General features: G+C 66.4%; 19 protein-coding genes. 14 read left to right on the top strand and 5 right to left on the bottom strand.

Annotated features, from left to right (window positions below):
- Window positions 1-34 precede the first annotated feature (34 nt).
- The 9 genes from dusB to AC6IY7_RS17210 all read left to right on the top strand — a co-directional run bounded on the left by dusB (window position 35) and on the right by AC6IY7_RS17210 (window position 10712).
- Window positions 35-1039 carry a tRNA dihydrouridine synthase DusB gene (gene dusB / locus AC6IY7_RS17170; protein ID WP_497780618.1) on the top strand — a complete coding sequence of 335 codons (1005 nt, stop codon included), beginning with the start codon at window positions 35-37 and terminating at the stop codon, window positions 1037-1039.
- Between the two features lie 59 nt (window positions 1040-1098).
- Complete coding sequence (locus tag AC6IY7_RS17175; RefSeq protein ID WP_497780619.1) at window positions 1099-2337, top strand: two-component system sensor histidine kinase NtrB; 1239 nt, start codon at window positions 1099-1101, stop codon at window positions 2335-2337.
- 25 nt (window positions 2338-2362) lie between these two features.
- Complete coding sequence (gene ntrC / locus AC6IY7_RS17180; protein WP_497780620.1) at window positions 2363-3844, top strand: nitrogen regulation protein NR(I); 1482 nt, start codon at window positions 2363-2365, stop codon at window positions 3842-3844.
- Between the two features lie 162 nt (window positions 3845-4006).
- Window positions 4007-4510, top strand: a complete 504-nt coding sequence (locus AC6IY7_RS17185; RefSeq protein ID WP_497780621.1) for a hypothetical protein — start codon at window positions 4007-4009, stop codon at window positions 4508-4510.
- A gap of 147 nt (window positions 4511-4657) precedes the next feature.
- Entirely contained in the window at window positions 4658-6910 is a 2253-nt protein-coding gene (locus AC6IY7_RS17190) for a sensor histidine kinase NtrY-like (RefSeq protein ID WP_497782872.1), read from the top strand.
- A 12-nt stretch (window positions 6911-6922) separates the two neighbouring features.
- On the top strand, window positions 6923-8287 hold the full coding sequence (gene ntrX / locus AC6IY7_RS17195; RefSeq protein ID WP_497782873.1) for a nitrogen assimilation response regulator NtrX: 1365 nt from the start codon (window positions 6923-6925) through the stop codon (window positions 8285-8287).
- Between the two features lie 263 nt (window positions 8288-8550).
- Window positions 8551-8823, top strand: coding sequence for an RNA chaperone Hfq (hfq, locus tag AC6IY7_RS17200; protein WP_024879963.1), 273 nt, complete (start codon window positions 8551-8553; stop codon window positions 8821-8823).
- 116 nt (window positions 8824-8939) lie between these two features.
- Window positions 8940-10331: a GTPase HflX gene (gene hflX / locus AC6IY7_RS17205; RefSeq protein ID WP_497780622.1), complete on the top strand. Its 1392-nt coding sequence runs from the start codon at window positions 8940-8942 to the stop codon at window positions 10329-10331.
- A 54-nt stretch (window positions 10332-10385) separates the two neighbouring features.
- A complete protein-coding gene (locus AC6IY7_RS17210; protein WP_497780623.1) occupies window positions 10386-10712 on the top strand; it encodes a DMT family transporter in 327 nt (108 codons plus the stop codon).
- 17 nt (window positions 10713-10729) lie between these two features.
- On the opposite strand, the gene AC6IY7_RS17215 is transcribed toward AC6IY7_RS17210, so the two are convergent.
- The 3 genes from AC6IY7_RS17215 to AC6IY7_RS17225 all read right to left on the bottom strand — a co-directional run bounded on the left by AC6IY7_RS17215 (window position 10730) and on the right by AC6IY7_RS17225 (window position 14045).
- Window positions 10730-12181 carry an outer membrane beta-barrel protein gene (locus tag AC6IY7_RS17215; RefSeq protein WP_497780624.1) on the bottom strand — a complete coding sequence of 484 codons (1452 nt, stop codon included), beginning with the start codon at window positions 12179-12181 and terminating at the stop codon, window positions 10730-10732.
- A 198-nt stretch (window positions 12182-12379) separates the two neighbouring features.
- The gene (gene zapE, locus AC6IY7_RS17220; protein WP_497780625.1) at window positions 12380-13525 is read right to left on the bottom strand and encodes a cell division protein ZapE; all 1146 of its coding nucleotides are present in this window, start codon (window positions 13523-13525) and stop codon (window positions 12380-12382) included.
- Between the two features lie 22 nt (window positions 13526-13547).
- Window positions 13548-14045 (bottom strand): GNAT family N-acetyltransferase, encoded by a 498-nt coding sequence (locus tag AC6IY7_RS17225; protein ID WP_497780626.1) that lies wholly within the window; start codon window positions 14043-14045, stop codon window positions 13548-13550.
- A gap of 101 nt (window positions 14046-14146) precedes the next feature.
- Between AC6IY7_RS17225 and AC6IY7_RS17230 the strand changes: the two genes are divergently transcribed.
- On the top strand, window positions 14147-14707 hold the full coding sequence (locus AC6IY7_RS17230) for a GNAT family N-acetyltransferase (RefSeq protein ID WP_497780627.1): 561 nt from the start codon (window positions 14147-14149) through the stop codon (window positions 14705-14707).
- Window positions 14704-15234, top strand: coding sequence for a GNAT family N-acetyltransferase (locus AC6IY7_RS17235; RefSeq protein WP_497780628.1), 531 nt, complete (start codon window positions 14704-14706; stop codon window positions 15232-15234). The genes AC6IY7_RS17230 and AC6IY7_RS17235 overlap by 4 nt, the downstream gene beginning before the upstream one ends.
- On the opposite strand, the gene AC6IY7_RS17240 is transcribed toward AC6IY7_RS17235, so the two are convergent.
- Window positions 15225-15698, bottom strand: coding sequence for an NUDIX domain-containing protein (locus AC6IY7_RS17240; RefSeq protein WP_497780629.1), 474 nt, complete (start codon window positions 15696-15698; stop codon window positions 15225-15227). The two genes, AC6IY7_RS17235 and AC6IY7_RS17240, sit on opposite strands and share 10 nt — an antisense overlap.
- 153 nt (window positions 15699-15851) lie before the next feature.
- Between AC6IY7_RS17240 and mbfA the strand changes: the two genes are divergently transcribed.
- Both mbfA and AC6IY7_RS17250 read left to right on the top strand, forming a co-directional pair.
- Window positions 15852-16823 (top strand): iron exporter MbfA, encoded by a 972-nt coding sequence (gene mbfA, locus AC6IY7_RS17245; RefSeq protein ID WP_497780630.1) that lies wholly within the window; start codon window positions 15852-15854, stop codon window positions 16821-16823.
- 9 nt (window positions 16824-16832) lie between these two features.
- A complete protein-coding gene (locus AC6IY7_RS17250) occupies window positions 16833-17714 on the top strand; it encodes a metallophosphoesterase family protein (protein WP_497780631.1) in 882 nt (293 codons plus the stop codon).
- A gap of 7 nt (window positions 17715-17721) precedes the next feature.
- Here AC6IY7_RS17250 and AC6IY7_RS17255 read toward each other — a convergent pair whose 3' ends face one another.
- On the bottom strand, window positions 17722-18468 hold the full coding sequence (locus AC6IY7_RS17255; RefSeq protein WP_497780632.1) for a hypothetical protein: 747 nt from the start codon (window positions 18466-18468) through the stop codon (window positions 17722-17724).
- 463 nt (window positions 18469-18931) lie between these two features.
- On the opposite strand from AC6IY7_RS17255, the gene AC6IY7_RS17260 reads away from it, so the two are divergent.
- Window positions 18932-24376, top strand: coding sequence for a GH36-type glycosyl hydrolase domain-containing protein (locus AC6IY7_RS17260; RefSeq protein ID WP_497780633.1), 5445 nt, complete (start codon window positions 18932-18934; stop codon window positions 24374-24376).
- Window positions 24377-24418 lie beyond the last annotated feature (42 nt).

Consider the following 24418-nt stretch of genomic DNA (forward strand, 5'->3'; position numbering starts at 1 on the left):
TGAAATTATAGGCGAGACCATAGGAGCCACGCCTTTGCGCATCGGTTCGCTTCATCTCGGTGGGCGGGCGCTGCTCGCCCCCATGGCCGGCGTGACCGATCTCGCCATGCGGCGGATCGCATTGCGTTTCGGCGCGTCTGCGGCGGTCGGCGAAATGGTCGGGGCGAGCGCGCTGGCGCGCGGCGACGCCGAGGCCCGCCAGCGGCTCGACGGCTCCGGCCTCGATACCCATATCGTCCAGATCGCGGCGCGCGATCCCGCCGCCGTCGCCGAGACGGCGCGCCGGGCCGAAGCCGCAGGAGCCACGCTGATCGACATAAATATGGGCTGTCCCTGCAAGCGCGTGACCGGCGGCCTCGCCGGCGCCGCGCTGATGCGTGAGCCCGCGCTCGCCGCCGAGCTGGCGCGCGCCGCCGTCGGCGCGGTTTCCGTTCCGGTCAGCGTCAAAATGCGGCTCGGCTGGGATAATTCTTGCCGCAACGCCGCCGAGCTCGCCCGGCTGGTCGAGGCCGAGGGCGCGGCCATGGTGACGGTGCATGGCCGCACGCGCGCGCAATTCTACGAGGGCCGGGCCGATTGGCGGGCGATCGCCGCGGTCAAGGCCGCCGTGAAAATTCCGGTCGTCGCCAATGGCGACTGCGCCTCGCCGCAGGACGCCGCTTCCATGCTCGCGGCCTCGGGCGCCGATGCGGTGATGATCGGCCGGGCGGCGCTGGGGCAGCCCTGGCTCGTCGGCGATATCGCCCATTTTCTGGCGACCGGTCGCCGCCGCGCGGCGCCTTCGGCGACAGCGCGGCTCGAGGCGGCGCTCGACCATTTGGACGGCCTGCTGACCGCCATGGGCGCGAACGCCGGCCTGCGCCATGCGCGCAAGCATCTCTCCGCCTATGCCGAGCGGGCGGAGGGGGACGCCGAGGAGCGCGCCCGTCTGCGCAGGGCGCTCGTCGCCTCCGCCTCGGCCGACGAAGTCCGCGGACTTCTGCGCCGCTTGTTCTCGCTCGAGCCGGCGCCGAGGGAGCCGGCTCCGGCATATTGCTGACGCGTAACTCCGGTAGAGGAACGGCGCGCTGCGCCGGAAAGCGAGTCCGAGGTGTCGAGATGACCGCCGAATCCAACCCGCACCGGCGCAAGAGCGCCCTCGCGACGCCCGTCGGCGCGAGGCTGCGCGTCATCGCCGAAGATAATCGCGCCTGCATTCTCGAGGCGCTGCCCAATGTGATCCTGGCGATCCGCCCGGACGGCGTGATCGTCGACGCCAACGCCGCCGCCGAATCCTTTTTCGAGATCGGCAAGCCGATCCTCATCGGGCAGGAACTCGGCCGTCTGGTGCCCTTCGGCTCGCCTCTGCTCGCGCTCATCGAGCAGGTGCGCGAGCGCGGCTCGGCGATCAACGAATATCGCATCGATCTCGGTCGCCCCGGAATGGAGGGAGAGAGACGCGTCGATGTGCATTGCGCGCCGCTGCCCGAGAGCGAGGGCGGCGTGCTGGTCGTGCTGCAAGAGCGCACAATTGCCGATAAAATAGACAGGCAGCTGACCCATAGGGGGGCGGCGCGCACGGTTTCTGGGCTCGCTTCCATGCTCGCGCATGAGATCAAAAACCCGCTGTCGGGCATACGCGGAGCCGCGCAATTGCTCGAAAGCTCGGTCGGCGACGCCGATCGGGCGCTGACGCAGCTGATCTGCGAGGAGACCGACCGCATCGTCCGCCTCGTCGACCGCATGGAGGTGTTCTCCGACTCGCGGCCGCTCGAGCGGGAAAAGGTCAATATTCATGTCGTTCTCGACCATGTGAAGCGCGTCGCCCGCAGCGGCTTCGCCCGCCACATTCGCTTCATCGAGAATTACGATCCGTCGCTGCCGCCGGTGGCCGCCAATCGCGACCAGCTCGTGCAGGTGTTCCTCAATCTGGTGAAGAACGCCGCCGAGGCGATCGGCGACGCCATCGACGGCGAGATCGAGCTCTCCACCGCCTTCCGGCCGGGGGTGAGCCTGCGCACGCTCGGCGAGAAGCGGCCGGTCGGCCTGCCGCTCGAATTCTGCGTGCGCGACAATGGCCGCGGCGTGCCCGAGGACATAGCCGCGCATTTGTTCGATCCCTTCGTCACCACGAAGACTTCTGGAACTGGCCTCGGACTTGCACTGGTGGCTAAGATCGTCAATGACCACGGCGGCATCGTCGAATGCGAATCCCACCCGAGGCGTACCACTTTCCGTATTCTCATGCCGATGTATCGCAACAAGGACGAGGAGAAGCGAGCGGACGAGCGACGAGCCAGAAAACAACATCCCACCGCCGAGGGACCGGAGCCGACGCCGAGAGAGCGCCGCTCGTGAGAACGATCTGCTGGAGAAAAATCCGATGACCCACGGCGAGATTCTGGTCGCCGACGACGACGCCGCGATCAGGACTGTGGTGGCGCAGGCGCTGTCGCGCGCCGGTTACGAGGTGCGCACCACCGGCACGGCCGCGACCTTGTGGCGCTGGGTGCAATCGGGCGAGGGCGATCTCGTCGTCACCGATGTGGTGATGCCGGACGAGAACGCTTTCGAGCTGCTGCCGCGCATCAAGAAATTGCGTCCCGATCTGCCGATCATCGTGATGAGCGCGCAGAACACTTTCATGACCGCGATCCGCGCCTCCGAGCGCGGGGCCTATGATTATCTGCCCAAGCCCTTCGATCTGAAGGAGCTGGTCGGCATCGTCGGCCGCGCCATGGCCGAGCCGCGCAAGAAGAACGAGATCGACGGCCCGGACGATATGGAGGGTATGCCCCTCGTCGGCCGCTCGCAGGCGATGCAGGAGATCTATCGCTCGCTCGCGCGGCTGATGCAGACCGATCTCACCGTGATGATCAATGGCGAGTCCGGCACCGGCAAGGAGCTCGTCGCCCGCGCGCTGCACGACTATGGCAAGCGCAAGAAGGGCCCCTTCGTCGCCATCAATATGGCGGCCATTCCGCGCGATCTCATCGAGAGCGAGCTGTTCGGCCATGAGAAGGGCTCCTTCACCGGCGCCAATCAGCGCTCGATCGGCCGCTTCGAGCAGGCCGAAGGCGGCACGCTGTTTCTGGACGAGATCGGCGACATGCCGATGGAGGCGCAGACGCGTCTTCTGCGCGTGCTGCAGCAGGGCGAATATACGACCGTCGGCGGCCGCACGCCGATCAAGACCAATGTCCGCATCATTGCCGCGACCAATAAGGATCTGCGCGCGCTGATCCAGCAGGGCCTGTTCCGCGAGGACCTCTATTTCCGCCTGAACGTCGTGCCGTTGCGGCTGCCGCCGCTGCGCGAGCGCTCGGAGGATATCGCCGACCTCGTGCATCACTTCTTCAAGGTCGCCGCGAGCGAGGGCCTGCCGCAGAAATATATCGAACAGGCGGCGCTCGACCGCATGAAGCGCTATCGCTGGCCGGGCAACATCCGCGAGCTGGAGAATCTGATCCGGCGCCTCGCCGCCCTACATCCGCAGGAGGTCATCACCGAGCAGGTGGTGGAGCTCGAGCTCGAGCATGAGATGCGTCAGGCCTCGCCCGGCGACCGGCACCTGCCGGGGACATCCCTGAGCGCGGATCTCCTCCCCTCCGACAAGGATGTGACGCTCTCCACCTCGGTGGAGCAGCATCTCGCCAAGCTGTTCCGCGACCATGGCGACCGCTTGCCGCCGCCGGGCCTCTATCACCGCGTCATCCGCGAGATCGAGGTGCCGCTGATCTCCGCCGCTCTCGCGGCGACGCGCGGCAATCAGATCAAGGCGGCGGAGTTGCTCGGCCTCAACCGCAACACGCTGCGCAAGAAGGTCAACGACCTCGACATCCGCCTGATGCGCTCGCCGCGGTGAGGGGACGCGCCGAGGAGCCGCGGCCTACGGCGGTCGGCGAAGCACTGCGAAGCCTGACGCCATGCGGCTACGATTCTGCTTGATCGGATTTCGCGCTAAGGTCGGCATCCGAGTTGAGTTATATAGTGACGGTCACAATGAAGATGGCTTAGGGGGACCACGTTGTTTGATGGAAAGATGGCTAATCGCCAGAAGCGGTTATTCCAAGTATATTCTACCATAATGCTAGTTATGTCGATTGCATTACCGACAGTGGCATTCAATGTAAGTTGGTGTCTGGCGCATGTTGGGGTGCTCGAGACCATTGCGATTTTTCGTCCACTGGTCGAAGCTGGGCGTGTCAGCTCTGACCAGATTTGTGTCTTTGAAGATATGCTCATCCCATTTTGGGCGGCCGCCATCGGCGGCAGTTGGTTTTTTCGCGATCACATACGCCTGCTAGCTACTGATGCGCAGTACCGTAGAAACATGCCAAACCCTGGACCGGAGCGGGCCTTTCAACTCACGTTATGGCTTGCCGCTCTATTCTGTATTGTGATTTTTCTTATCTCCTTTATACCCGCTTCGTTTTTAACACCGGATTTGGCGGCGAAGCTATTTTTTCTTGAGATGATAGTCTTATGCAGTGAAGGACTTTTAATAGGATCCGCCTTTGCATATGCTTGAATGAATCGAATGCCAATCTCTTGGATTATCGAGCGACCGCCGACGAAATCGTGATTTTGCGCTTCCGCCATGCCGCGCGGCGACCAAGCGATTGAAGCGGGCCAGGCGGCGCATTGCCTCTCCGCGCATCGCGACCTATACAGGCGCATGTCCATGGCGGGAGAGATTCAGGCGCCTGCGCCGCCGACCGCGCCCAGGAAAAGATCCTGGCGCCTGTGGTTCGGGCCGATCGCGGTCGTCGCGGCAGTGGCCTGCGCGCTCGCCACCTTCTTCGTCATGGCCGAGCTCGCGCCCGTCGCGCCGACCAGCGACGTCGTCTATCCGCTGTTCTTCGCCGATGCGGTCGCGCTGGTCCTGCTCGCCACTCTGGTGCTGGTCAAGGCGGGCTCGCTCATCGGCTCCTGGCGGCGCGGCGCGGCGGCGGCCGGGCTCCATATTCGCATCGTCGGCTATTTCTCCGTGCTGGCGCTGACGCCGGCGATCATTCTCGCCATCGTCGGCTCGGTGACGCTCGAGCGCGCGCTGAACCCGCAATTTCTCGCCATGGTGAAGACCTCGGTGCACAGCACGGCGGAGGCCGCGCGCGTGTTCCGAGAGACGCAATGCCGCTCGCTGCTGCAGGAGGCGCAGCTCTCCGCCTCGGACCTCGACCGCGCGCGCGCCATGTTCAACGCCGATCGCGGGCTGTTCCACGAATTCTTCGTCTCGCGGGCGCGTTTCCTCGGCTTTTCGGTGGCGGCGATCGTCAAGACCGACGGGCAGATATTGGAGCGCGTCGATGTGACGACCGACGGCTCGGCGATCGTCATCGCGCCGCCGGCTTCCGATTTCGAGGATGCGCGCATCGGCGAGCCGCTCTGCCTCGTCATCGACGACGGGCGCACCTTCGTCGCGCTGCGGCCGCTGTCGACCTTTGCGGACACGTTCCTCTATGTGACGCGTCCGGTCGATCCGTTCGGCGTGCAATTCCCGGAGCAGGCGGCGAGCCTCATCGCCACCTATGACGCTTTCGAGGCCTATCGCGGCGCGGTGAAAAAGGCCTTCACCGTCATGTATGCGCTGCTCGCCACCATAATGCTGCTGTCGGCGGTCTGGGTCGGCCTCGACTTCGTCGACCGGCTGGTCGCGCCGATCCGCGCGCTCATCGCCGCGACCGATCAAGTGTCGGCCGGCAATCTCGATGTGCGCGTCGATGTCGAGCGCTCGCATGGCGATCTCGCGCGCCTCGGCTCCGTCTTCAACAATATGACCAGCGAGATCGAGCAGCAGCAGAGCCGCCTGCTCGCCGCCAATCGCCAGAACGAAGAGCGGCGCCTGTTCACCGAGGCCGTGCTCTCGGGCGTGCCGGCCGCCGTCATCGGCGTCGACGCGAAGGGGCGAATCAATGTGCTCAACCGTTCGGCGGAGGAGCTGCTCGTCGGCGGGGCGGGGCAGGGCGGCGGCGCGGCGGCGATCGGCGCCAATGCCGCGGAAGCGCTCCCCGAGATCGCGCCCATTCTCGCCGACGCGGTGGAAGCGTTTCCGCGCGCCATTCAGACGCAGATCAACATAAGGCGCGGCGCCAAGGAGCTGACGCTCGCCGTCCGCGTCACTTCAGCCAGCACGCAGCAGGGCGGCTCGGATTTCGTCGTGACGCTCGACGACATCACCGATCTCGTCACCGCGCAGCGCACCTCGGCCTGGGCCGATGTGGCGCGGCGCATCGCCCATGAGATCAAAAACCCGCTGACGCCGATTCAGCTCTCCGCCGAGCGGCTGAAGCGCAAATATGGCAAGCACATCACCTTCGAGCGCGACGTTTTCGACCAATGCACCGACACGATCGTGCGTCAGGTCGACGACATCAAGCGCATGGTCGACGAATTCGCCTCTTTCGCCCGCATGCCCAAGGCGCGTCCCGTGCGCGACGATCTGTGCGACTGCATGCGCCAGGCCTTTTTTCTGACGCGAGTCGCCCATAACGACGTGGAAATGACGTTGACTTTGCCGGATGCGCCGGTCTTCGCGGTCTTCGACCGGCGGCTGTTGTCGCAGGCGATCACCAATATCGTGAAGAACGCCGCCGAGGGCATCGCCGCCCGCGAGGACGCCGCAGCGCATGACGCCAAGCGCATCGACATCAGCCTCGGCGTGCGCGACGGCATGGCGGAGGTCGACGTGATCGACAATGGCAAGGGGTTTCCGACCATCAACCGGCAGCGCCTGCTCGAACCCTATATGACGACGCGGGCCGAGGGCACCGGGCTCGGCCTGCCTATTGTCGCCAAGATCATCGAGGACCATGGCGGGCGACTCGAATTGCTCGACGCTCCCTCCGGAACCGGCGCCTGCGTGCGCCTGTTCATTCCGCTCGGCGAGGCCGCCTCGGCGGCCGGGGAGGCGCAGGCGCGGATTTCGTGAATGGTGAGGCAGATGGTCAGCGATATTCTCATCGTCGACGATGAAGAAGACATCAGAGAGCTCGTCGCCGGCATTCTCGGCGACGAGGGCCATGGCGTGCGCACCGCCAAGGACGCCGACGGCGCGCTGGCGGCGATCGAGCAGCGCCGCCCGCATCTCGTCTTTCTCGACATTTGGCTGCAGGGCTCGCGTCTCGACGGTATGCAGGTTCTGGAGATGGTCCAGAAGCAGCACAAAGACCTTCCCGTGGTGATGATCTCCGGCCACGGCAATATAGAAACGGCGGTGAGCGCCATAAAGCTCGGCGCCTATGACTTCATCGAGAAGCCCTTCAAGGCGGATCGTCTCGTGCTCGTCGCCGAGCGCGCGCTCGAGGCCTCGCATCTGCGCCGCGAGATCAGCGCGCTGCGCCAGCGCGCCGGCGGCTCGGACCGCATCGTCGGCAGCTCCTTCCCCGCGCATCAGCTGCAGCAGGTCATCGCGCGCGTCGCGCCGGTCAATTCGCGCGTGCTCATCACCGGCCAGCCGGGCTCCGGCAAGGAGCTCGCCGCGCGTTGCATCCATGCGGCCTCGCAGCGCGCCGCCGGCCCCTTCGTCGTCATCAATGCGGCGACGATCACGCCGGAAAATATGGAAATAGAGCTGTTCGGCAGCGAGGGCGGCGACGGGCCGCGCAAGATCGGCGCGCTGGAGGAGGCCCATGGCGGCACGCTCTTCCTCGACGAGATCGCCGACATGCCCAAGGACACGCAGTCGAAAATCCTGCGCGTCCTCGTCGAGCAGACCTTTCAGCGCGTCGGCGGGACGGCGCGCGTCGAGGTCGATGTGCGCATCATCTCCTCTTCGGCGCGCGATCTCACCTCGGCGATAGAGGAGGGGGCGCTGCGCGAGGATCTCTTCCATCGCCTCTCGGTGGTGCCGATCCGCATCCCCTCGCTCGCCGAGCGGCGCGAGGACATTCCCGAGCTCATCGAATATTTCATGGAGCAGGTCTCGGCGACCTCCGGCATGCCGCGGCGCAAGATCAGCGAGGATGCGCTCGCGGTAATGCAATTGCACGACTGGCCCGGCAATATCCGCCAGCTGCGCAACAATGTGGAGCGGCTGATGATTCTGACCGCCGGCGACGCCACGGCCGAGGTTTCCGCCGATATGCTGCCTTCCGAGATCGGCCAGCTCGTCCCCTCGACGCCGGCCGGCGTGCGCGGCGAGAAGCTGATGAGCCTGCCACTGCGCGAGGCGCGCGAAGTGTTCGAGAGAGAATATCTGATCGCTCAGCTCAATCGCTTCAGCAACAATATTTCCCGAACGGCGGAATTCATCGGAATGGAGCGATCGGCGCTCCATCGTAAGTTGAAGTCGCTCGCCATCGAATGAGGCGACAAATCTCGCCGATACAAGATCTTGCGAAAAATTCCTATTGGCTGCGCGACGGTTTGGCTCTAGTTGATGCGTTTCGTCTCGTCGTAAACTCGTCGAAACAGCGGGTTACAGAACCGTAAGTGGAGGCCTTTCGCCGCATGAAGGAGTTGCGTCTTGCGCATTGCGCCAACGCGGGCTCTAATGTGCGGTCGGATGGCTATGGACCGATAAGAGCGACGCAAATCGCCCCGATAACGAAAAACAGAACAGGATAGCCGATGTCCTCCGAACGCGCGCAGAATCTGCAAGACACGTTTTTGAATTACGTGAGGAAGAACAAAGTCCCGCTCACGATTTTTCTGGTCAATGGCGTCAAATTGCAGGGCATCGTGACCTGGTTCGACAATTTCTGCCTCTTGCTGCGCCGCGATGGGCACTCGCAGCTCGTCTATAAGCATGCGATCTCGACGATCATGCCCGGCCATCCGATCCATATGTTCGAGCCGGGCGAAGAGGGCGCGGAGCCCGCGCCGGAGCAACGTCACCGCTGAGCGGGATTTCGGAAGATCGGCCCCGGTTTTCCGTTGAAATTCCCGCGAATACAACAGACGCTGGCAAGGCGCGCGGCAAACCGCCGACGCGCTCCGCTCAGCGGGCCGAGGTCGGGTTGAACGAAAAAACATCAGCGTCCGAGGACCGGACGGCGGACACGTCCACGAAAGCGCTCGTGGTGGGCCCTTATCCCACGCGGGCGCGGCCCTCGGAGAGCGGCGCGGGGCAGCGGGCGGAGCGCGACCCGGTCTCGAGGCTCGCGGAGGCTGTCGGCTTGGCGGAGGCGATCGAGCTCGACATCGTCGGCGAGATCGCCGTTTCCCTGCACGACGTCCGGCCCGCGACCTATCTCGGCAAGGGCAAGGTCGAGGAGATCGCCGAGACGGTGAAAGCGACCGAGGCGGAGCTGGTGACGATGGATTGCCAGCTCTCGCCGGTGCAGCAGCGCAATCTGGAAAAAGCCTGGGGCGCGAAGGTCATCGACCGCACCGGGCTCATTCTCGAGATTTTCGGCCGCCGCGCCCGCACCAAGGAGGGCGCGCTGCAGGTCGAGCTCGCCCATCTCGCCTATCAGAAATCGCGCCTCGTGCGCAGCTGGACCCATCTCGAGCGCCAACGCGGCGGCTTCGGCTTTCTCGGCGGGCCGGGCGAGACGCAGATCGAGACCGACCGCCGCCTGATCGAGGAGCGGATGGCCCGCATCGAGCGCGACCTCGATCAGGTCAAGCGCACGCGCGGCCTGCATCGCAAGAAGCGGCGCGAGGTTCCCTATCCGGTCGTCGCGCTCGTCGGCTACACCAACGCCGGCAAATCGACGCTGTTCAACCGTCTGACCAAGGCCGGCGTGCTGGCCGAGGACATGCTGTTCGCGACGCTCGACCCGACGTTGCGGCAGATACGCCTGCCGCATGGCGCGAAGGTGCTGCTGTCCGACACGGTCGGTTTCATCTCCGATCTGCCGACCATGCTGATCTCGGCCTTCCGCGCCACGCTGGAAGAAGTGACGCTGGCCGATGTGATCTTGCATGTGCGCGACGTCTCGCACCCGGATTGGGAGGCGCAGGCGTCCGACGTCGAATCCATTCTCGGCGAGCTCGGACTTTCCGGCGAGGCGGGAACGCGCATTCTCGAAGTCTGGAACAAGATCGACGCGCTGGACGACGACATCGTCGCCGCGATGAAGATCGCCGCGCGTGGGAAGAAGATCGTCGATCGGCCGTCTCTCGTCTCGGCGCTGACAGGGGAGGGGCTCGACGCCCTGCTCGGCCGCATAGAGACGCGGCTCGCCGAGGGACGCGTTCAGCTCGAGGTCGAGCTCGACCCCGCCGACGGCGCCGGCATCGCCTGGTTGCACGCCCATACCGAGGTGCTGGATCGCCAGACTTTGCCGGACGGCCGCGCGCGGCTCGTCGTGCGTGTCGCGCCAGAGCGATTCGACGAGGTGACGCGCCGTTATCCGCAGGCGGAAGTGCGCGCGCGAGCGCCGACCAAGCGGCGCGCGCGCTAATTTCCCCTCGGCGCGCCTCGAGCCCCGAGGCCTTCGAACCGGCGGAACGGCATCATGGATCGAATTTATCTCGTCGTCGCTATTCTCTGCGAGGTCGTCGGGACTTCCGCGCTCAAGGCGAGCGAGGCTTTTTCCAAGCCTCTGCCGTCGATCATCGTCGTTATCGGCTATGGCGTGTCCTTCTTCCTGCTGTCGCTCGCGCTGCGCAGCATTCCGGTCGCGGTCGCCTATGCGATATGGTCCGGCGTCGGTCAGGCGCTGATCGCTCTCGTCGCCTGGCTCGCTTTTCGCCAGACGCTCAATGCCGGAGAAATGGCCGGAATGGGTTTCATCATCGCCGGCGTCGTCTTGCTGAGCCTGTCGTCGCAGACCGCGCATTGAGGGAAGCGACGACCGCCTCATCTCACCGTGAAGGGCACGATCACATCCATGGCGAACATGCCCGTCGAGCGCCTGAATCCGCTCGCGCCGAAGAAAGGCGCCGCGCCGGTCAGTGACGCGTCGTAGCGCAGCTCCGGCCGCAATGTCAGGCCGGTGATGGGCAGTCCTTTGGGAATTTGCGGCGTGATGGTCAGCCCCGCGGTAAGCTCGAGATAGCTGGTTCCGCGGCCCTCCGGCTGGAAGATCGCCGAGGGCGTATAAAAGCCGTGCTCGACGTTCGAGTAATCGAAATAGCCGGGATAGGCGCCGACGAAATAATTATTGTGGTCGCGCCAGAATTCGACGCGGCCGTTGAGCTGAAACACATCGTCGATCTTATAGGACACATATTGCGCGACGCCATAGCCATTGACGCCGCGCGCCCGACGCGGAATGAGCGCCGCGTTGAAACCATAGATATCGGCGAGACTGTTCAACACGCCGTCGGACAATCCGGTGATCGAGAGAGCGTTCCATCCGTCGTCGCGGACGTAATTGATATCCGTGCTCAGAGTGAGCTTGTCCGTCGCCTTCCAAGTGAGCGTGACGTCATTGCTGTAGGACAAGGCCCGATTGGGATCACAGGCGCATTCATAGGGAATGTTCGGCCAGCCGACGCCGAGCGGGTCGAGCTGCTGGGGATCTTCCGGACCGATATGAGTCGTGCCGAGAATCGTCAGCTTTCCGTCGAAGGCTTTTATGCGCACGCCCGCTTGGAAGGAGGCGGAATTATTATTGTCGCCGGGCCACCCGAGGCTCGTGCTGTCGCCCGACATCACGCTCGCATGGACATAGAGCCAGGAGGTGAGATCGGACGAGAGCATCACGCCCGTCTGCTTGAGCGGAATGCCGAAGTTGAAAATATAGGAATGCGTGTAGAACGCGCTGTCGACCAATTCCGCTCCTTCGAGCGTGACGAATTGGCCGACCCTCACATCGAATCCATTGTCGGTGATCCAGGGAAAATGCGCGGTCGCGAAAGCCTGGAGCACGTCGAGCTGCGTGCGGTCGCGCATCGCATAATCGAGCTCGCCGAGAAAATGTGTGTAGCGCGCGTCGGAGCCGATCATGCCCTGAATCTTGAAGCCGAAGTCGAAGTCTTTCGTCGCTTCGGGATCGGGCAGGCGCTGCATCGTGATCACGCCGGCGTTGAATTGCGGCTGATTGGCGCGATCGGTGAAGAGATGTCCCCAATTGAGCTTGTTGAAGGGATTGTCGAAATTGAAAGTGGAGCCGGCGTCGACGAAGCCATCCACCTTCAATGCGTCGAGCCAGGAGGGCGGCGGCTTTTTTTTGTCCGCTTTCTTGTCCGAGTCGGAGCGTGAGGAGGTTCGCGCGCCAGCGGAAGCAGGCAACGTCGGCCATCCCAGAAGCGCGCCGCCATCGTCGTCTTCCGCCGATGCGGGAGCGACGAGGAGCGTCGCCGTCATGACGCCGGCCGCGATCCTCGACAGCGCGATCGTCGACCGCACAAGCCTCGACCGCAAAGTCTCGACCACGAGCAGGCCAGCCTCTTCCTTGGAAAAAATCGAATGAAACGGGAATGATCGAAAACGCCGTCGATCGGGCCGAGAAGGTCCGACGACGAAAGCGAGGCCTATCCGATTCCGCGGGCGCGAGGGAGTCGGTTATTCCACGGCCCCGGCCGGCTCGCATTCGGCCAGATAATCCTGCGACCGCATCTCGATCAGCCGCGAGACTGTGCGGGCGAATTCCTGCGCTTCATGTCCCGTCGGCGCGCGATAGAGGTCTCGAGCCTCGGATTGCGCGGACAGAACCAGCCGCGTCTTTTTCTCATAGAGCACATCGACCAGCGTGATGAAGCGCTTGGCCTCGTTGCGGCGCTCGATCGTCATCGCCGGGACCTCGTCGATGAAGATCGTGTCGAAGGCCTCTGTGAGAGCCATATAATCCGAGGCCCCGATCGGGCGCGCGCAGAGCTCCTCGAATGGGAAGCGCGCGACGCGTCCCGCCGCCTGCGGAACCATTATGTCGCGGCGCGCGACGCGCAGCGTCGTCGGCTCGCCTCGCGCAACGCCGGTCAGCTGCAGAAACATCGCGTCCAGCGCCGCGCGGGCGCGCGCATCCGCCGGGGTGAAGAAGGTCTCGCCCAGCGCCGTCTTCTCGAGACGGAAGTCGGCGCGCGCGTCGAGGCGCAAAATGTCCAACCGCTCCTCGATCAGCGCGATGAAGGGCAGGAAGAGATCGCGATTGCGGCCGCCCTCATAGAGTCGGCGCGGCTCGACATTGGAGGTCGCCACCACGATGACGCCGCGCGCGAGCAGCATGGTGAACAGGCGCGCGAGAATGGTCGCGTCGGCGATGTCGGTCACGCTGAACTCGTCGAAGCAGAGCACGCGCGTCTCGCTCGCTATATCCTGCGCGACGCGCGCGAGCGGATCGGGAGCGGCGCCGCTGCGGGCGGCGGCGAGACGCGCGTGCGCCTCGGCCATGAAGGCGTGGAAATGCGCGCGGCGCTTGGCCTCGAGCGGCAGAGCGGCGAAAAACAAGTCCATCAGCGTCGTCTTGCCGCGCCCGACGAGGCCGTGAAGATAGACGCCGCGCGGCGTTCCGCAGGGCGCGCGGCGTCCGAGCAATCGGCGCAGCCGCGCAACCAGGCCGCTGGCGGCGGCGGCCGGGGACGGCCGGCGCGTCAGCTCGCGCGCGAGGGCTTCCAGCCGCTCGAGCGCGACGAGCTGAGCCGGGTCGCGTTCGAGCGCGCCGCTCGCGACCAGTGTCTCATAGCGGGAGAGGAGGGGGCGTGGCGCCGTCACCCGCGGCGCCTCGTCGTCGAGGTCACAGTCTGCGCATCCTGCCATTGGCCGCCGCGAAGGCGCTGTCGCGCAGCTCGCAATAGAGCAGGCGCTCGGGGTCGACCGGGCCGGGCATGACGATCTTGCCGCGCGGAACGCGGGCGAAGCCGAGCCGCGCGTAATAGTCGAGATCGCCGACCAGCAGCACCAGGCCGTGTCCCGCCTCGCGCGCGGCGTCCAGCGATGTCTTGACCAGCGCCTCGCCGAGCCCCTGCGAGCGGAAGGCGGGCTCGACCGTCAGCGGACCGAGCAGCAGAGCTGCGGTCTCGTCGATGAGAATGGAGGTCATCCGATTGGCGCCGACCAGCAGCGTGCCGACATGCGCGACGAAGGAGAGGGAGAGATCGGCCTCGACGCCCTCACGCAGCCGATAGGCCGTGCGCGCATAGCGTCCCGGACCGAAAGCCCGCTCCTCGAGCTTTTCGATTTGGGGCGCGTCGGCCGGCGTCTGCGGCGAGAAGCGGATGACGAGATCGATCATGGCTGCGCATAACATGGGGGACGGTGAGGGCAAAGCATCGCGTGCGCTCGCCGGAGGCGAGTGGCCTGCCGAGTCGGCCCGACTCTTGCTCTCGCCCGCACATGACAGCGATCGAGATCAGACCCGCGACGCTGGAGGACGCCGAGACCATCGCCGCCCTCCATGTCGCCTGCTGGGCGGAGACCTACGCGCCTCTGGCGCCGGCGGAGATTCTCGCCGAATACACGCGGGAGACGCGCCTCGCGCAATGGCGCGAGACTCTGGACGGAACCGGGCCGCAACAGCCGCCGCCGAACGTGTTTCTGGCGTTGCGGGAGGGCGCCGTCATCGGCTTCGCCGCCAGCGGCGCGCAGCAGAGCGATAGTCTCGGGCAGCGCGGCTATGCCGGCGAATTCCAGGCGATCTATCTGTTGAAGGAGGCGCAGCGCCACGGCGTCGGTCGCCGTTTGATGCGCATGATGGCGCAGGCTCTGCGCGAGCGCGGGGTCGAATGGGGGAGTCTCTGGGTGCTGCGGCATAATTTCACGGCGCGGCGCTTCTACGAGAAGCTCGGCGGTCGCAAGATCGGCGTCGAAGGCGCCTGGCGCGGCGTGCCGGAGGTCGCCTATGGCTGGCGCGACCTCGGCCTGCTCATCGATCCGCCGCCGGCAAAGCCCTGGTGAGCGATTTCACCATCCGCGCCGCGACGGCCGCCGATGCGCAGACGCTCGCCGCGCTCAATCTCGCCTGCTGGCGCGAGACTTATGAGAATCTCGCGCCGGCGGAGTTTTTCGCCGACCTCACGCTCGAGGAGCGCCTCGCCCATTGGCGCGGCGTTTTCGCCGGCGGCGGGCGCGTCACGCTGGCGATCGACCGGGCTGGAACGGCGGCGGGCTTCTCGCATTGGCGCGCGCATGAGCTGGCGCTCGGCGGCCGGCTCGGCCGCGGCGGCGAGATCCGCGCGATCTATCTGCGCCGCGCCGCGCAGAGACGCGGTCTCGGCCGCGAGCTGATGCGGCTGATGGCGCAGGACATGCGCGCGAGCGGCCTCAAATGGGCGAGCCTCGTCGTGCTGCGCGACAATCTCGCCGCGCGCCGCTTCTACGAGGCGCTGGGCGCGCGCCGCTTCGGCCGGGAGTTGTCCTGGCGCGGGGTCGCGCAGGTGGCCTATGGCTGGCGGGACATCGGCCGGCTGGCCGCTCACCAATAGGGCGAGACCGGCGCGCCGGCGAAGACCTCCGCTATGCGGGCGCGCGTGGCCGGCGTCGCGCTCTCGGGGAGGGCGTCGAGGGGGAAGAAACCCGCCTCGGCGATCTCACGATCGGGCGGCCGCGGCGCGCTCTGACGGAAGGCCCGCGCGACGAAAAAGGCCACATGGTCGCGCTTGGAGATACGGCGGTTGAGATAGACGCCGCGCAGCTCCGCCGGCGCCTCGAGCTGGATATTGCCTTCCTCGGCCAGCTCGCGGGCGAGCGCCTGCTCGAGCGTCTCGCCCGGCTCGACGCCGCCGCCGGGCAGATAAAATCCCGAAATATAGGTGTGGCGCACCAGCAGCACGCGCTGCTCGGCGTCCACCACGAGTCCGCGCACGCCCAGCGTCATCGGCCGCAGCGCCATGGCGCCGAGCACCACGAGCCGCGTCGTCAGCCGGGTCCGCCATCCGGGCTCGCTCATCGGCTGCAGCTCCCGCGAGGGAGACCCCGCCGATTCAAATGACTGGCGTTCCATGGTTCGACACTCTAGAACCGCTCTAATTCGTCGCCGGCGCGACCGGGACGTCGAGCGCTAACTAGCGCAGCCGTTCCGCCGCGCGCAAGGAGCGCCAGATTGAAATCCTTCTCCGACCTCTCCGAACGCGAGATTCTCGCCGTCGCCATCGCCTCGGAGGAAGAGGACGGCCGCATCTATCAGAGCTTCGCCGAAGACCTCTCCGAGCGCTATCCCTCTTCGGCCCAGGTCTTCGAGGAAATGGCCGAGCAGGAGGCGGCGCATCGCCATGCGCTGCTCAACCTCTATCAGAAGCGTTTCGGCCCCAATCTGCCGCCGATCCGGCGCGAGGATGTGAAGGGCTTCCTGCGCCGCCGGCCGATCTGGCTGACGCGCAATCTCTCGCTGGAGACGATCCGCAAGGAAGCGGAGGTCATGGAGTACGAGAGCGCGCTCTTCTACCAGCGGGCGGCGGCGCGGGCGACCGATGTCGGCGTGCGCAAGCTGCTCGGCGATCTCGCCGCGGCGGAGCAGGGCCACGAGACCTTGGCCTCGCGCCTCGGCGCGCAGATCCTCACGCCCGGCGCGAAAAAGGCCGAGGACATCGCCTATCGGCGCTTCTTCATCCTGCAATATGTGCAGCCCGGCCTCGCCGGCCTCATGGACGGCTCGGTCTCGACCTTGGCGCCGCTCTTCGCCGCCGCCTTCGCCACGCATAATAATTGGGAGACGTTCCTGGTCGGCCTCGCCGCCTCGATCGGCGCCGGCATCAGCATGGGCTTCGCCGAGGCGCTCTCCGACGACGGCTCGCTCACCGGCCGCGGCTCGCCCATGCTGCGCGGCGGCGTCTGCGGGCTGATGACGACGGTCGGCGGCCTCGGCCATACGCTCCCCTATCTCGTGCCGGATTCGATCCCCAATAGCTTCGGCATAGCGACGACGATCGCCGGCGCGGTCGTCTTCGTCGAGCTCTGGGCGATCGCCTTCATCCGCGCGCGCTATATGGACACGCCCTTCCTGCAGGCCGTATTTCAGATCGTGCTCGGCGGCGCGATCGTGCTCGCGGCCGGCATTCTGATCGGCGGCGCGTGAGGGTTGCTCATGGGATTTCTGCTTGCCCATCTCTCGGACGCCCACATCGGGCCGATCCCGCGGCCGAGCCTGCGTGAACTCGCCGGCAAAAGGCTCACCGGCTACGCCAATTGGCTGAACAAGCGCGCGCAGGCGCATGACATGGGCGTGCTCGGCCGGATCGTCGAGGACATAGAAGCGCAAAAGCCCGACCATGTCGTCATGACCGGCGATATCGTCAATATCGGCCTCGACGCCGAGATCGCGGCGGCGCGGCGCTGGCTGTCGAGTCTCGGCCGTCCCGAGGATGTGAGCTTCACCCCCGGCAATCACGACGCCTATGTGCCGGCGGCCGTCCCGCGCATCGCCGAGACCTTCGCGCCCTGGACCACTTCGGAGGAGGGCGAAGGCTTTCCCTATCTGCGGCGTCGCGGCGGAGTCGCGCTCATCGGCCTCGATTCGGCGGTGCCGACCGCGCCTTTCGTCGCCTCCGGCCGGCTCGGCGCGGAGCAGCGCGAAAAATTGGCGGCGCTGCTCGACAAGACCAGGGCCGAAGGGCTCGTTCGCGTGGTGCTGCTGCATCACCCGCCGCATCGTGGCGGCGCCAAGGTTTTGCGCGGCCTCGACGACGCCGCCGAGCTGGAGGCGATCATCGCCCGCCATGGCGCGGAGCTCGTCCTGCATGGCCATAATCACAAGATCAGCCTGCATCGGCTAGCCGGCGCGCATGGCGAGACGATGGTCGTCGGCGCGGCCTCCGCCTCGGCGAAGGCCGGCACGCATAATCATCGCGCGGCCTATAATCTCTATTCGATCGCGCGCGAGGACGGCAAAATCGTCATCTCCGCCCGCTCGCGCGGGATCAGGGACGACGGTGAGACGATCGAAGATCTGGACGCGCTCGCTCTGTGAGGAAGCGTCAGCGCGTCAGATAGGGGCCGATGGCGTAGACGCCGAGCTGCCACAGCAGAAAGAAGAAAGCCGCCGCGCCCGCGCCCTGCGCCAGGAACAGAATGGCGCGATAGAATTTCTCGCCGAGCCCGCCGGGCCGAGGCAAGGCGGGCAGGCTCGGGGGCGCGGCGACGATACGCTTCTTCTTCGCCTCGGCCGAAAAGGCGCGGGCGCCGCCCTGGCCGGCGAAATCGAAAGCCAGCGCCCTTTCCCGCTCGATCAGCCGATGCGCGATATATTCGGTGACCGCCTCGACCACCGTCGCGACATTGTCGCTCTCGCCGATGGTGACGCGGCCGTGGCGCGTGTCCTGCAGGAAACGATAGGTGCGGCGGTCGCGCCCCATCTCGACGAAGCCGACATGATCGATGAAGAGTCGGGGACGGTCGCCATGCGAGACGCCGATGTCGAAGAGATCGCAATCCTTCGGCGCCTGGGCGAGGACGGGGTCCAAATGATCGCGCAATATTTCGAGCCGCGCGATCTCCGCGTCGCGGAGGTCGGCGAGAACGCCGGAGCGCTCGGCGTTGGCGAGCCGCGCTCGTCGCATCGCGCCGGTCAGATTGGCGACGCGCGTTTCCTTCGCCTCGGCGGCGACGGCGCGCTGGCCGGCGGCGCCCCGTTCTCCGGCGGCCCGCCTGTCGGCGACAAGGGCTGTGGCGGCGGGCGAGTCGCCCGTCGTCGCCGGTTGGCCGTCCCTCTTGGACTCGTCCATCTCACTCATTCGCACGAAAGACCGCATGGCGCTTCTCATTCATTATACCCTGTCGCAACCGAGTTTCGACTGGAAAGCGCCTGGGGCCGCACAGCTCCGGCCAGCGTCTCCGTCTCATGTATCGACCCATTATCGGCGGCGAGCTTTTCCTTGTTAGACCGCAAAGGCGGATAAAACATGACCGTCGTTACGAGCGCCCCAATGTGACATCAGGAATAATACTTATAATTCGACATGAATAGTAGATGATCCTGCATCTTTTCTACCAGTGTTCCTCATGTGCTTCGATGGAAGCACGTGAGGAGGCGATGAGGAGGATCGCCGCCGACAGCCGAGCTTGCGGAAGAGTCGACATTTGCCCCGGCTTCCGGCAAATCTCCGGCCGACGAGAGCGGGCGCCCGCGATTCGCGCGCAGGAGGAGGCCGCAGCCCGCCGCAGGCCGTGCGCAAGCTGGAGACCCACATGGCGCCATTCGACGCCGGCCTGCCGACTGTCGGCGCGCGATTCGGGCGGATCGCATTCGGTTCGATCTGCGGACTGGTCTCCGCCATGGAGGCGGGCGGCGGCCGGGAGCATCTGCTCGTCGCCGGCTTCTTCGCCGCGACGGCCTTGTTCCTATTGCGGCCCGCGCTCGGGCGCATCCGCCAGGGCGTCGATTTCGCGCTCGATTTTTCCGCCGTCGGCGCGCTCGCCTTCCTCTGCGATCCCTCCGGCGTGCTCTGGCGCGCGCCGGATTCGCTCGGCGATCTGTTCACGCTGACGCCGATCGGGGCGAGCTCGGCGGTCGGCCTCTATCTCCTCGGCGTCGCCATTCTGCCCGGCTCCCGTTTCGCGCTGCGCGGGGCGCTGTTCCTATTGCCGTTCCTGTTCTGTCTCCTGGTCGCGCTCGGCTCGCGGACGATCGGCGATTTGGGCGGGCTCCTCTTTCTGGGCCTCGACGCGCCGCAGACGGCGCGCGTCATCGCGGCCCGGACTCTGGTCCTGTTCCTGCTCAACGAGGCCGTCATCGTCGGCGCGCCGCTGGCGCTCGGCCGCTATCTGCCGCAGCAATGGCGCCCGCATGGCGTGCTGTTCCTCGCCGCGCTGATCGCCGCCGTCACGCCGGAGATCGCCAGCCTCGGCGCGCATCCGCATGTCGCCTTTCTGCCGGCGCCGATCGCCATCGTCGTGGCCGCGCTGCTCGCCGCCGCCGCCCAGGCGGGCCTGTGGGGCGAGACCTATCTCGTCACCCAGGCCATGGCCGGAATGCTGCGCGGGACGCCCTCTCTGCCGGTCATCGTGCTCAGCGATTGGAAGACCGGCGCGGCCAAGGGCGCCGTCTATGGCTTCGTCTTCATGGCGCTGCTGCTGGTCGCGGGTATGGTCGTGACCTTCCCGCCGGCGCTCGGCCTTCTCGTCGCCGCAGGGCCGGTCGCGGGCGCGCTCATCGGCGCGGCGACATTCCCGCTCGTCCGCGCCATCGTCGAGAGCACGGATTCGACGCCGCCCTTCGCCGCCCGGCTGCGGCGCGAATATCGGCGGATCGCCAATCTCCCGCGTGGCGTCGTCGCCGGCGCGGCGGTGGGCTTCGCGCTTCTCTTCGGCCTGCCGCACGAAGACGGCGGCGCGCGCTTCCTCTTTGGCGCGGGGGCGGGTCTTCTCGCCTATGCCGGCGTCGACATGGGTTTGGATCTCTATGCTCTGCAGCAGAAGCGCCGCCAGCATCTCCGCAGCTGGCGCGTCTATGCGCTCGGCGCGTTGCTGGGCGGCCTCGTCGGCGGCGCCGTCGCCTGGTATCTAGACGCCGGCCAGCTCGAGACGATCGCCAAGAAATTCTTTGCCTATATCTCGCTGAGCTACGCCGCCGATGGGCGTCCAGTGGCCGATTACGTCATCCGGCCGCTCTTCTCCAAATGGGGCGCGACCAATCTCGGCTTCGTCGACGGCGGCGTGCGGCTGTTCTTCGACGAATCGCTCTCGGGCGTCATCCAATGGGTGTTCGCCGCGCCCTTGTTCTCGATCAATCTCTTCTTCCTGACGGCGCTCGTTCGCCGCAGCCTCGCGCCTTTGCGCCAGCTCGCGAGCTGGGAAGGCCTCGACATGCTGGTCGAGAACGCCGTGCGCGTCCTGCGCTGGGGTCTGTGGATGGCGCCGGTCATCTATTCCTTCCTGAAGGCGACGCCCGATCCGACTTGGTACAATCAGGACGGCCTCATCCGCACCGGCGTCGCCATATGGATGAATCACGCGCTGCCGGACCAGGATTTCCGCGCCTGGAGCCTCGACATCTTCACGGCTCTGCTCGCCTATGACGCGATCCGCGTGCTGATCTGGTTCGACCATATGGGTCTGCGCGTCGCGACCTTGGTGAACCTCTCCTTCGTCGGCGGCGACGTCGCCGACGAGAAGGCCGCGCGCTTCATCGGCAAGGCGCAGAAGAGCCGCGCGATACCGGAAGGCCTGCGCCGCTTCGCGACCTGGGCGCCGCTGCTGCTGCCTTTCTATATTCCGCGCGGCGCGGAATGGGATCAGGCCTGGGGCGCCGCCGAGCGCATGGCGCATCTCAGACCGCCGTCCTATTCCTATCTCATGGGCGGCTATATGGCCTATGCGGGCGTGCTCTCCATCGCGCTCGTCATTTTCCTGCTGATGCAGCTGGCCAAGGCCGGCAAGCTGCCGCTGGAAGGCATCACCGGCGCCGGCGGCGCGCCCGGCTCCAAGCCCTTCGAACTGACCAATGGCCTCGTCACCAGCCAATGGTTCGAGGACGGGCAGGGCGCGATGCGCGTCGAGGGCGTCGCCCGCGGCGGCCCGCCGATCGATCTCACCCGCCGGCCGGACGATCACGCGCATCCGCGCGGACGCTTTTTGTTCTTCCGCGAGGAGGGCCGCGATCTCTGGTCGCTCGGCTCCGCGCCGACCTGCGTTCGCTGCGAGAAGGTCTCGCTGGAGAGCGAGGGCTGCACTTTCCTCTATTTGCTGACTGAGCAGGGCGGTTTCGCCATAGAGGCGAAAATATCGCTCGCGCCGGACGAGGCGGTCGAGATCACGCGGCTTCGCCTCGTCGATCTCGAGCAGCGCCCACGCAAGATCACCCTCGCGACCTTGCGCGAATGGGTGCTGAACGAGACCGGCGTCGAGCAGCGCGACGCCGCCTACAACGCCATTCATATCGGCACATGGTTCGTCGGGGGGCTGAATGCGATCATCGCGCAGAACCGCCTGCTCAAGGGCGGCGCGCGCCGCGACGTCGACCGCCGCCTGTCGCCCGAGGTCGGCTTCCATGCGATCGGCGCCAGCGAGGGGACCCGGCTTCGCCTCATCGGCTATGAGGATGTGAAAGCGCGCTTCTACGGGCTCGGCGCCGCCGGCGCGCCCGACAGCCTCCAGGATGGCGATCAGCCGCGCGATCCGTCCGACGAAGGCCTGCTGTTCGGCTTCGAGCCGATCGCGAGCCTGCGCGCCGAGCTGGAAATTTCAGCGGGCGGCGCGGCGGAGATCGTCATCGTCGACGGCTGGGGGCGCGACATCGCTTCGGCGACGCGCATGATCGCCAAACACCTCGCGCGCGACTTCGATTTCGCGAGCGTGGAAACAGCGCTGGCGCGCAAGCGCGCGCTGCTGCATCCGCCGGCGCCGTCCGAGCATCGCTACGCTTTCGCCGAGGACGGCCGCAGCCTGACGCTACGTCCCGACACGCCGCGGCTCTACGCTCATGTGATCGCCAATGCGGTCGGGCAGGGCGCCGTGCTCGGCAATCACGGCGACATTTATTCCTTCCACGGCAATTCGCGGCTCAACAGCCTGACGCCCTTCCGCATGGGCGAAGGGCGCATGACGCCGGCCGGTCAGGCCATCTATGTCTACGACCTCGCCCGGCAGGACGCGCATTCGGCGACCTTCGCCCCGCTGCGGCGGCGCGACGCGGAGCATTCTGTCGAATATGGTCTCGGCTACGCGGTCTATCGGGCGAGCCGCGATGGTCTCGATCTCGAATTGACCGTCTTCGTCCCGCCCGACCAGCCGGTCGAAATCAAGCTGCTGCGCATCATCAACCGGCGCGATCACGAGCGCCTGCTGCAGATCACCCCGGCGATGGAGATCGTCCTCGCCGAGACGCCGAACGAAAGCCTGGGCCGCGTCGAGGCGGTCGCGGGCGAGAATGAGCGCGCGCTCTACTTCCGCAACCCGGACAATAATTTCGTCCAGGGCTGGGCCTTCGTCTCCACCTCGGTTCCGGCGGAATTCGCGGAGACCTCGCGGCGGCGCTTCCTCGGCCATGAGAGCCGCGATCCGGCGCTTCCCTATATGGTCGAGCACGGCCATCCAGACGCCGGCGCGCCGGAACATCAGCGCAAGGTCGCGAGCTTCTCCGGCGCGATCGATGTTCCTGCTCAGGGCGAATCTCTCGTCGTCGTCGCCATGGGGCAGACGCCGACGCTCGAAAGCTCCAAGATTCTCGCCGCCCTCGCCAGCGATCCGGCCTATGCCGCGCGCGCGCTGGAAGAGACCAAGCGCGATTGGGACCAACGTCTCGGCGTGCTGCGGGTGAAGACCAATCGGCCGGAGCTCGACCGGCTGGTCAATGATTGGCTGCCCTATCAGCTGCTCGTCTCGCGCCTGTGGGGCCGCTCCGGCCCGGCGCAGCGTTCGGGCGCGACCGGCTATCGCGACCAGTTGCAAGACGTGCTGCCGCTCATTCATCTCGCGCCGGATCTCGCCAGCGCGCAGATTTTGACGCACGCCGCGCATCAATTCATCGAGGGCGACGCGGTCAAATGGTGGCATGACGCGCCCGACGGCGGCTGCGGCATCGCCGACCGCACCCACGCCTCCGACCCGCATCTCTGGCTGCCCTATGTGACCGCCCGCTATGTGAAAGGCACGGGCGACGACGCCATTCTCGATGCGATCGAGCCCTTCCTCGAGGCGGAGCTCACCCCGCCCGACCGGGAAGGAAACGCCAGCGTCCCGCTGACCTCGCGCGACAAGGACAGCCTGCTCGGCCATTGCGCGCGGGCGATCGACTATTCGCTCGATCGTTTCGGCGCCCATGGCCTGCCGCTGATGGGCGCGGGCGATTGGGACGACGGCCTCAATCTGCTCGGCGCCGAGGGGCGCGGCGAGAGCGTCTGGGTCGGCTTCTTCCTGCATGGAATTCTCGTCGACATGGCGCCTCTGTTCGAGGCGCGCGGCGATGTGGCGCGCGCGACGCGCTATCGCGAGCGCGCCGAGGCGCTGCGCACTGCGCTCGACGCCTGTTGGCGCGGCGACCGCTTCCTGCGCGCCTATGCCGACGACGGACGCGAAGTGGCGCCGATGAGCGCGATGACCGCCTCCTGGCCGATCCTCTCCGGGGCCGTGGATTTTTCGCGCGGCAAGGAGGCGCTCGACGCCGCTCTGGCGCAGCTGGCGCGGCCCGACCGCATATTGCTGGTGACGCCTTTCTTCGACGAGAATTCCAGCCCCTATCCCGGCCGCAGCGCCGAATATCCGCCGGGCGTGCGCGAGAATGGCGGCCAATATTCGCATGGCGTCTCCTGGCTCGTCGATGCGCTGACGCGCCTCGCGCTGGACGCCGCCGATCGCGGCGACCGCGCCGAAGCCGATGCGCTGTTCGAGCGCGCATGGCGGGCCTGGTTCACCATCTCGCCGCTGTCGCGCCTCACAACTCCGGAGGCCGCGGACGTCTACGGTCTCGCGCCGCATCAGCAGCCGGCCGACGTCTATGAGGGCGAGGGCTATGACGGCCGCGGGGGCTGGAGCTGGTACACGGGCGCCGCGGCGCGCATGCTCTCGGCCGCCTATGGGCTGCTCGGAATAGAGATGATCGGCGGCGAGCTGCGCCTGCGCCCCGACGCCTTCGAGGCCAAGGGCGATCTGCAGCTCGAGAGCGTGAGCTGGCGCGGCGAGACATTCTCGGCCTGATGCGCAGCGGTTCACCATGAATCGGCGCCCGGGGCGGGCGCC

Source organism: Methylosinus sp. is20ea, from assembly GCF_059718135.1.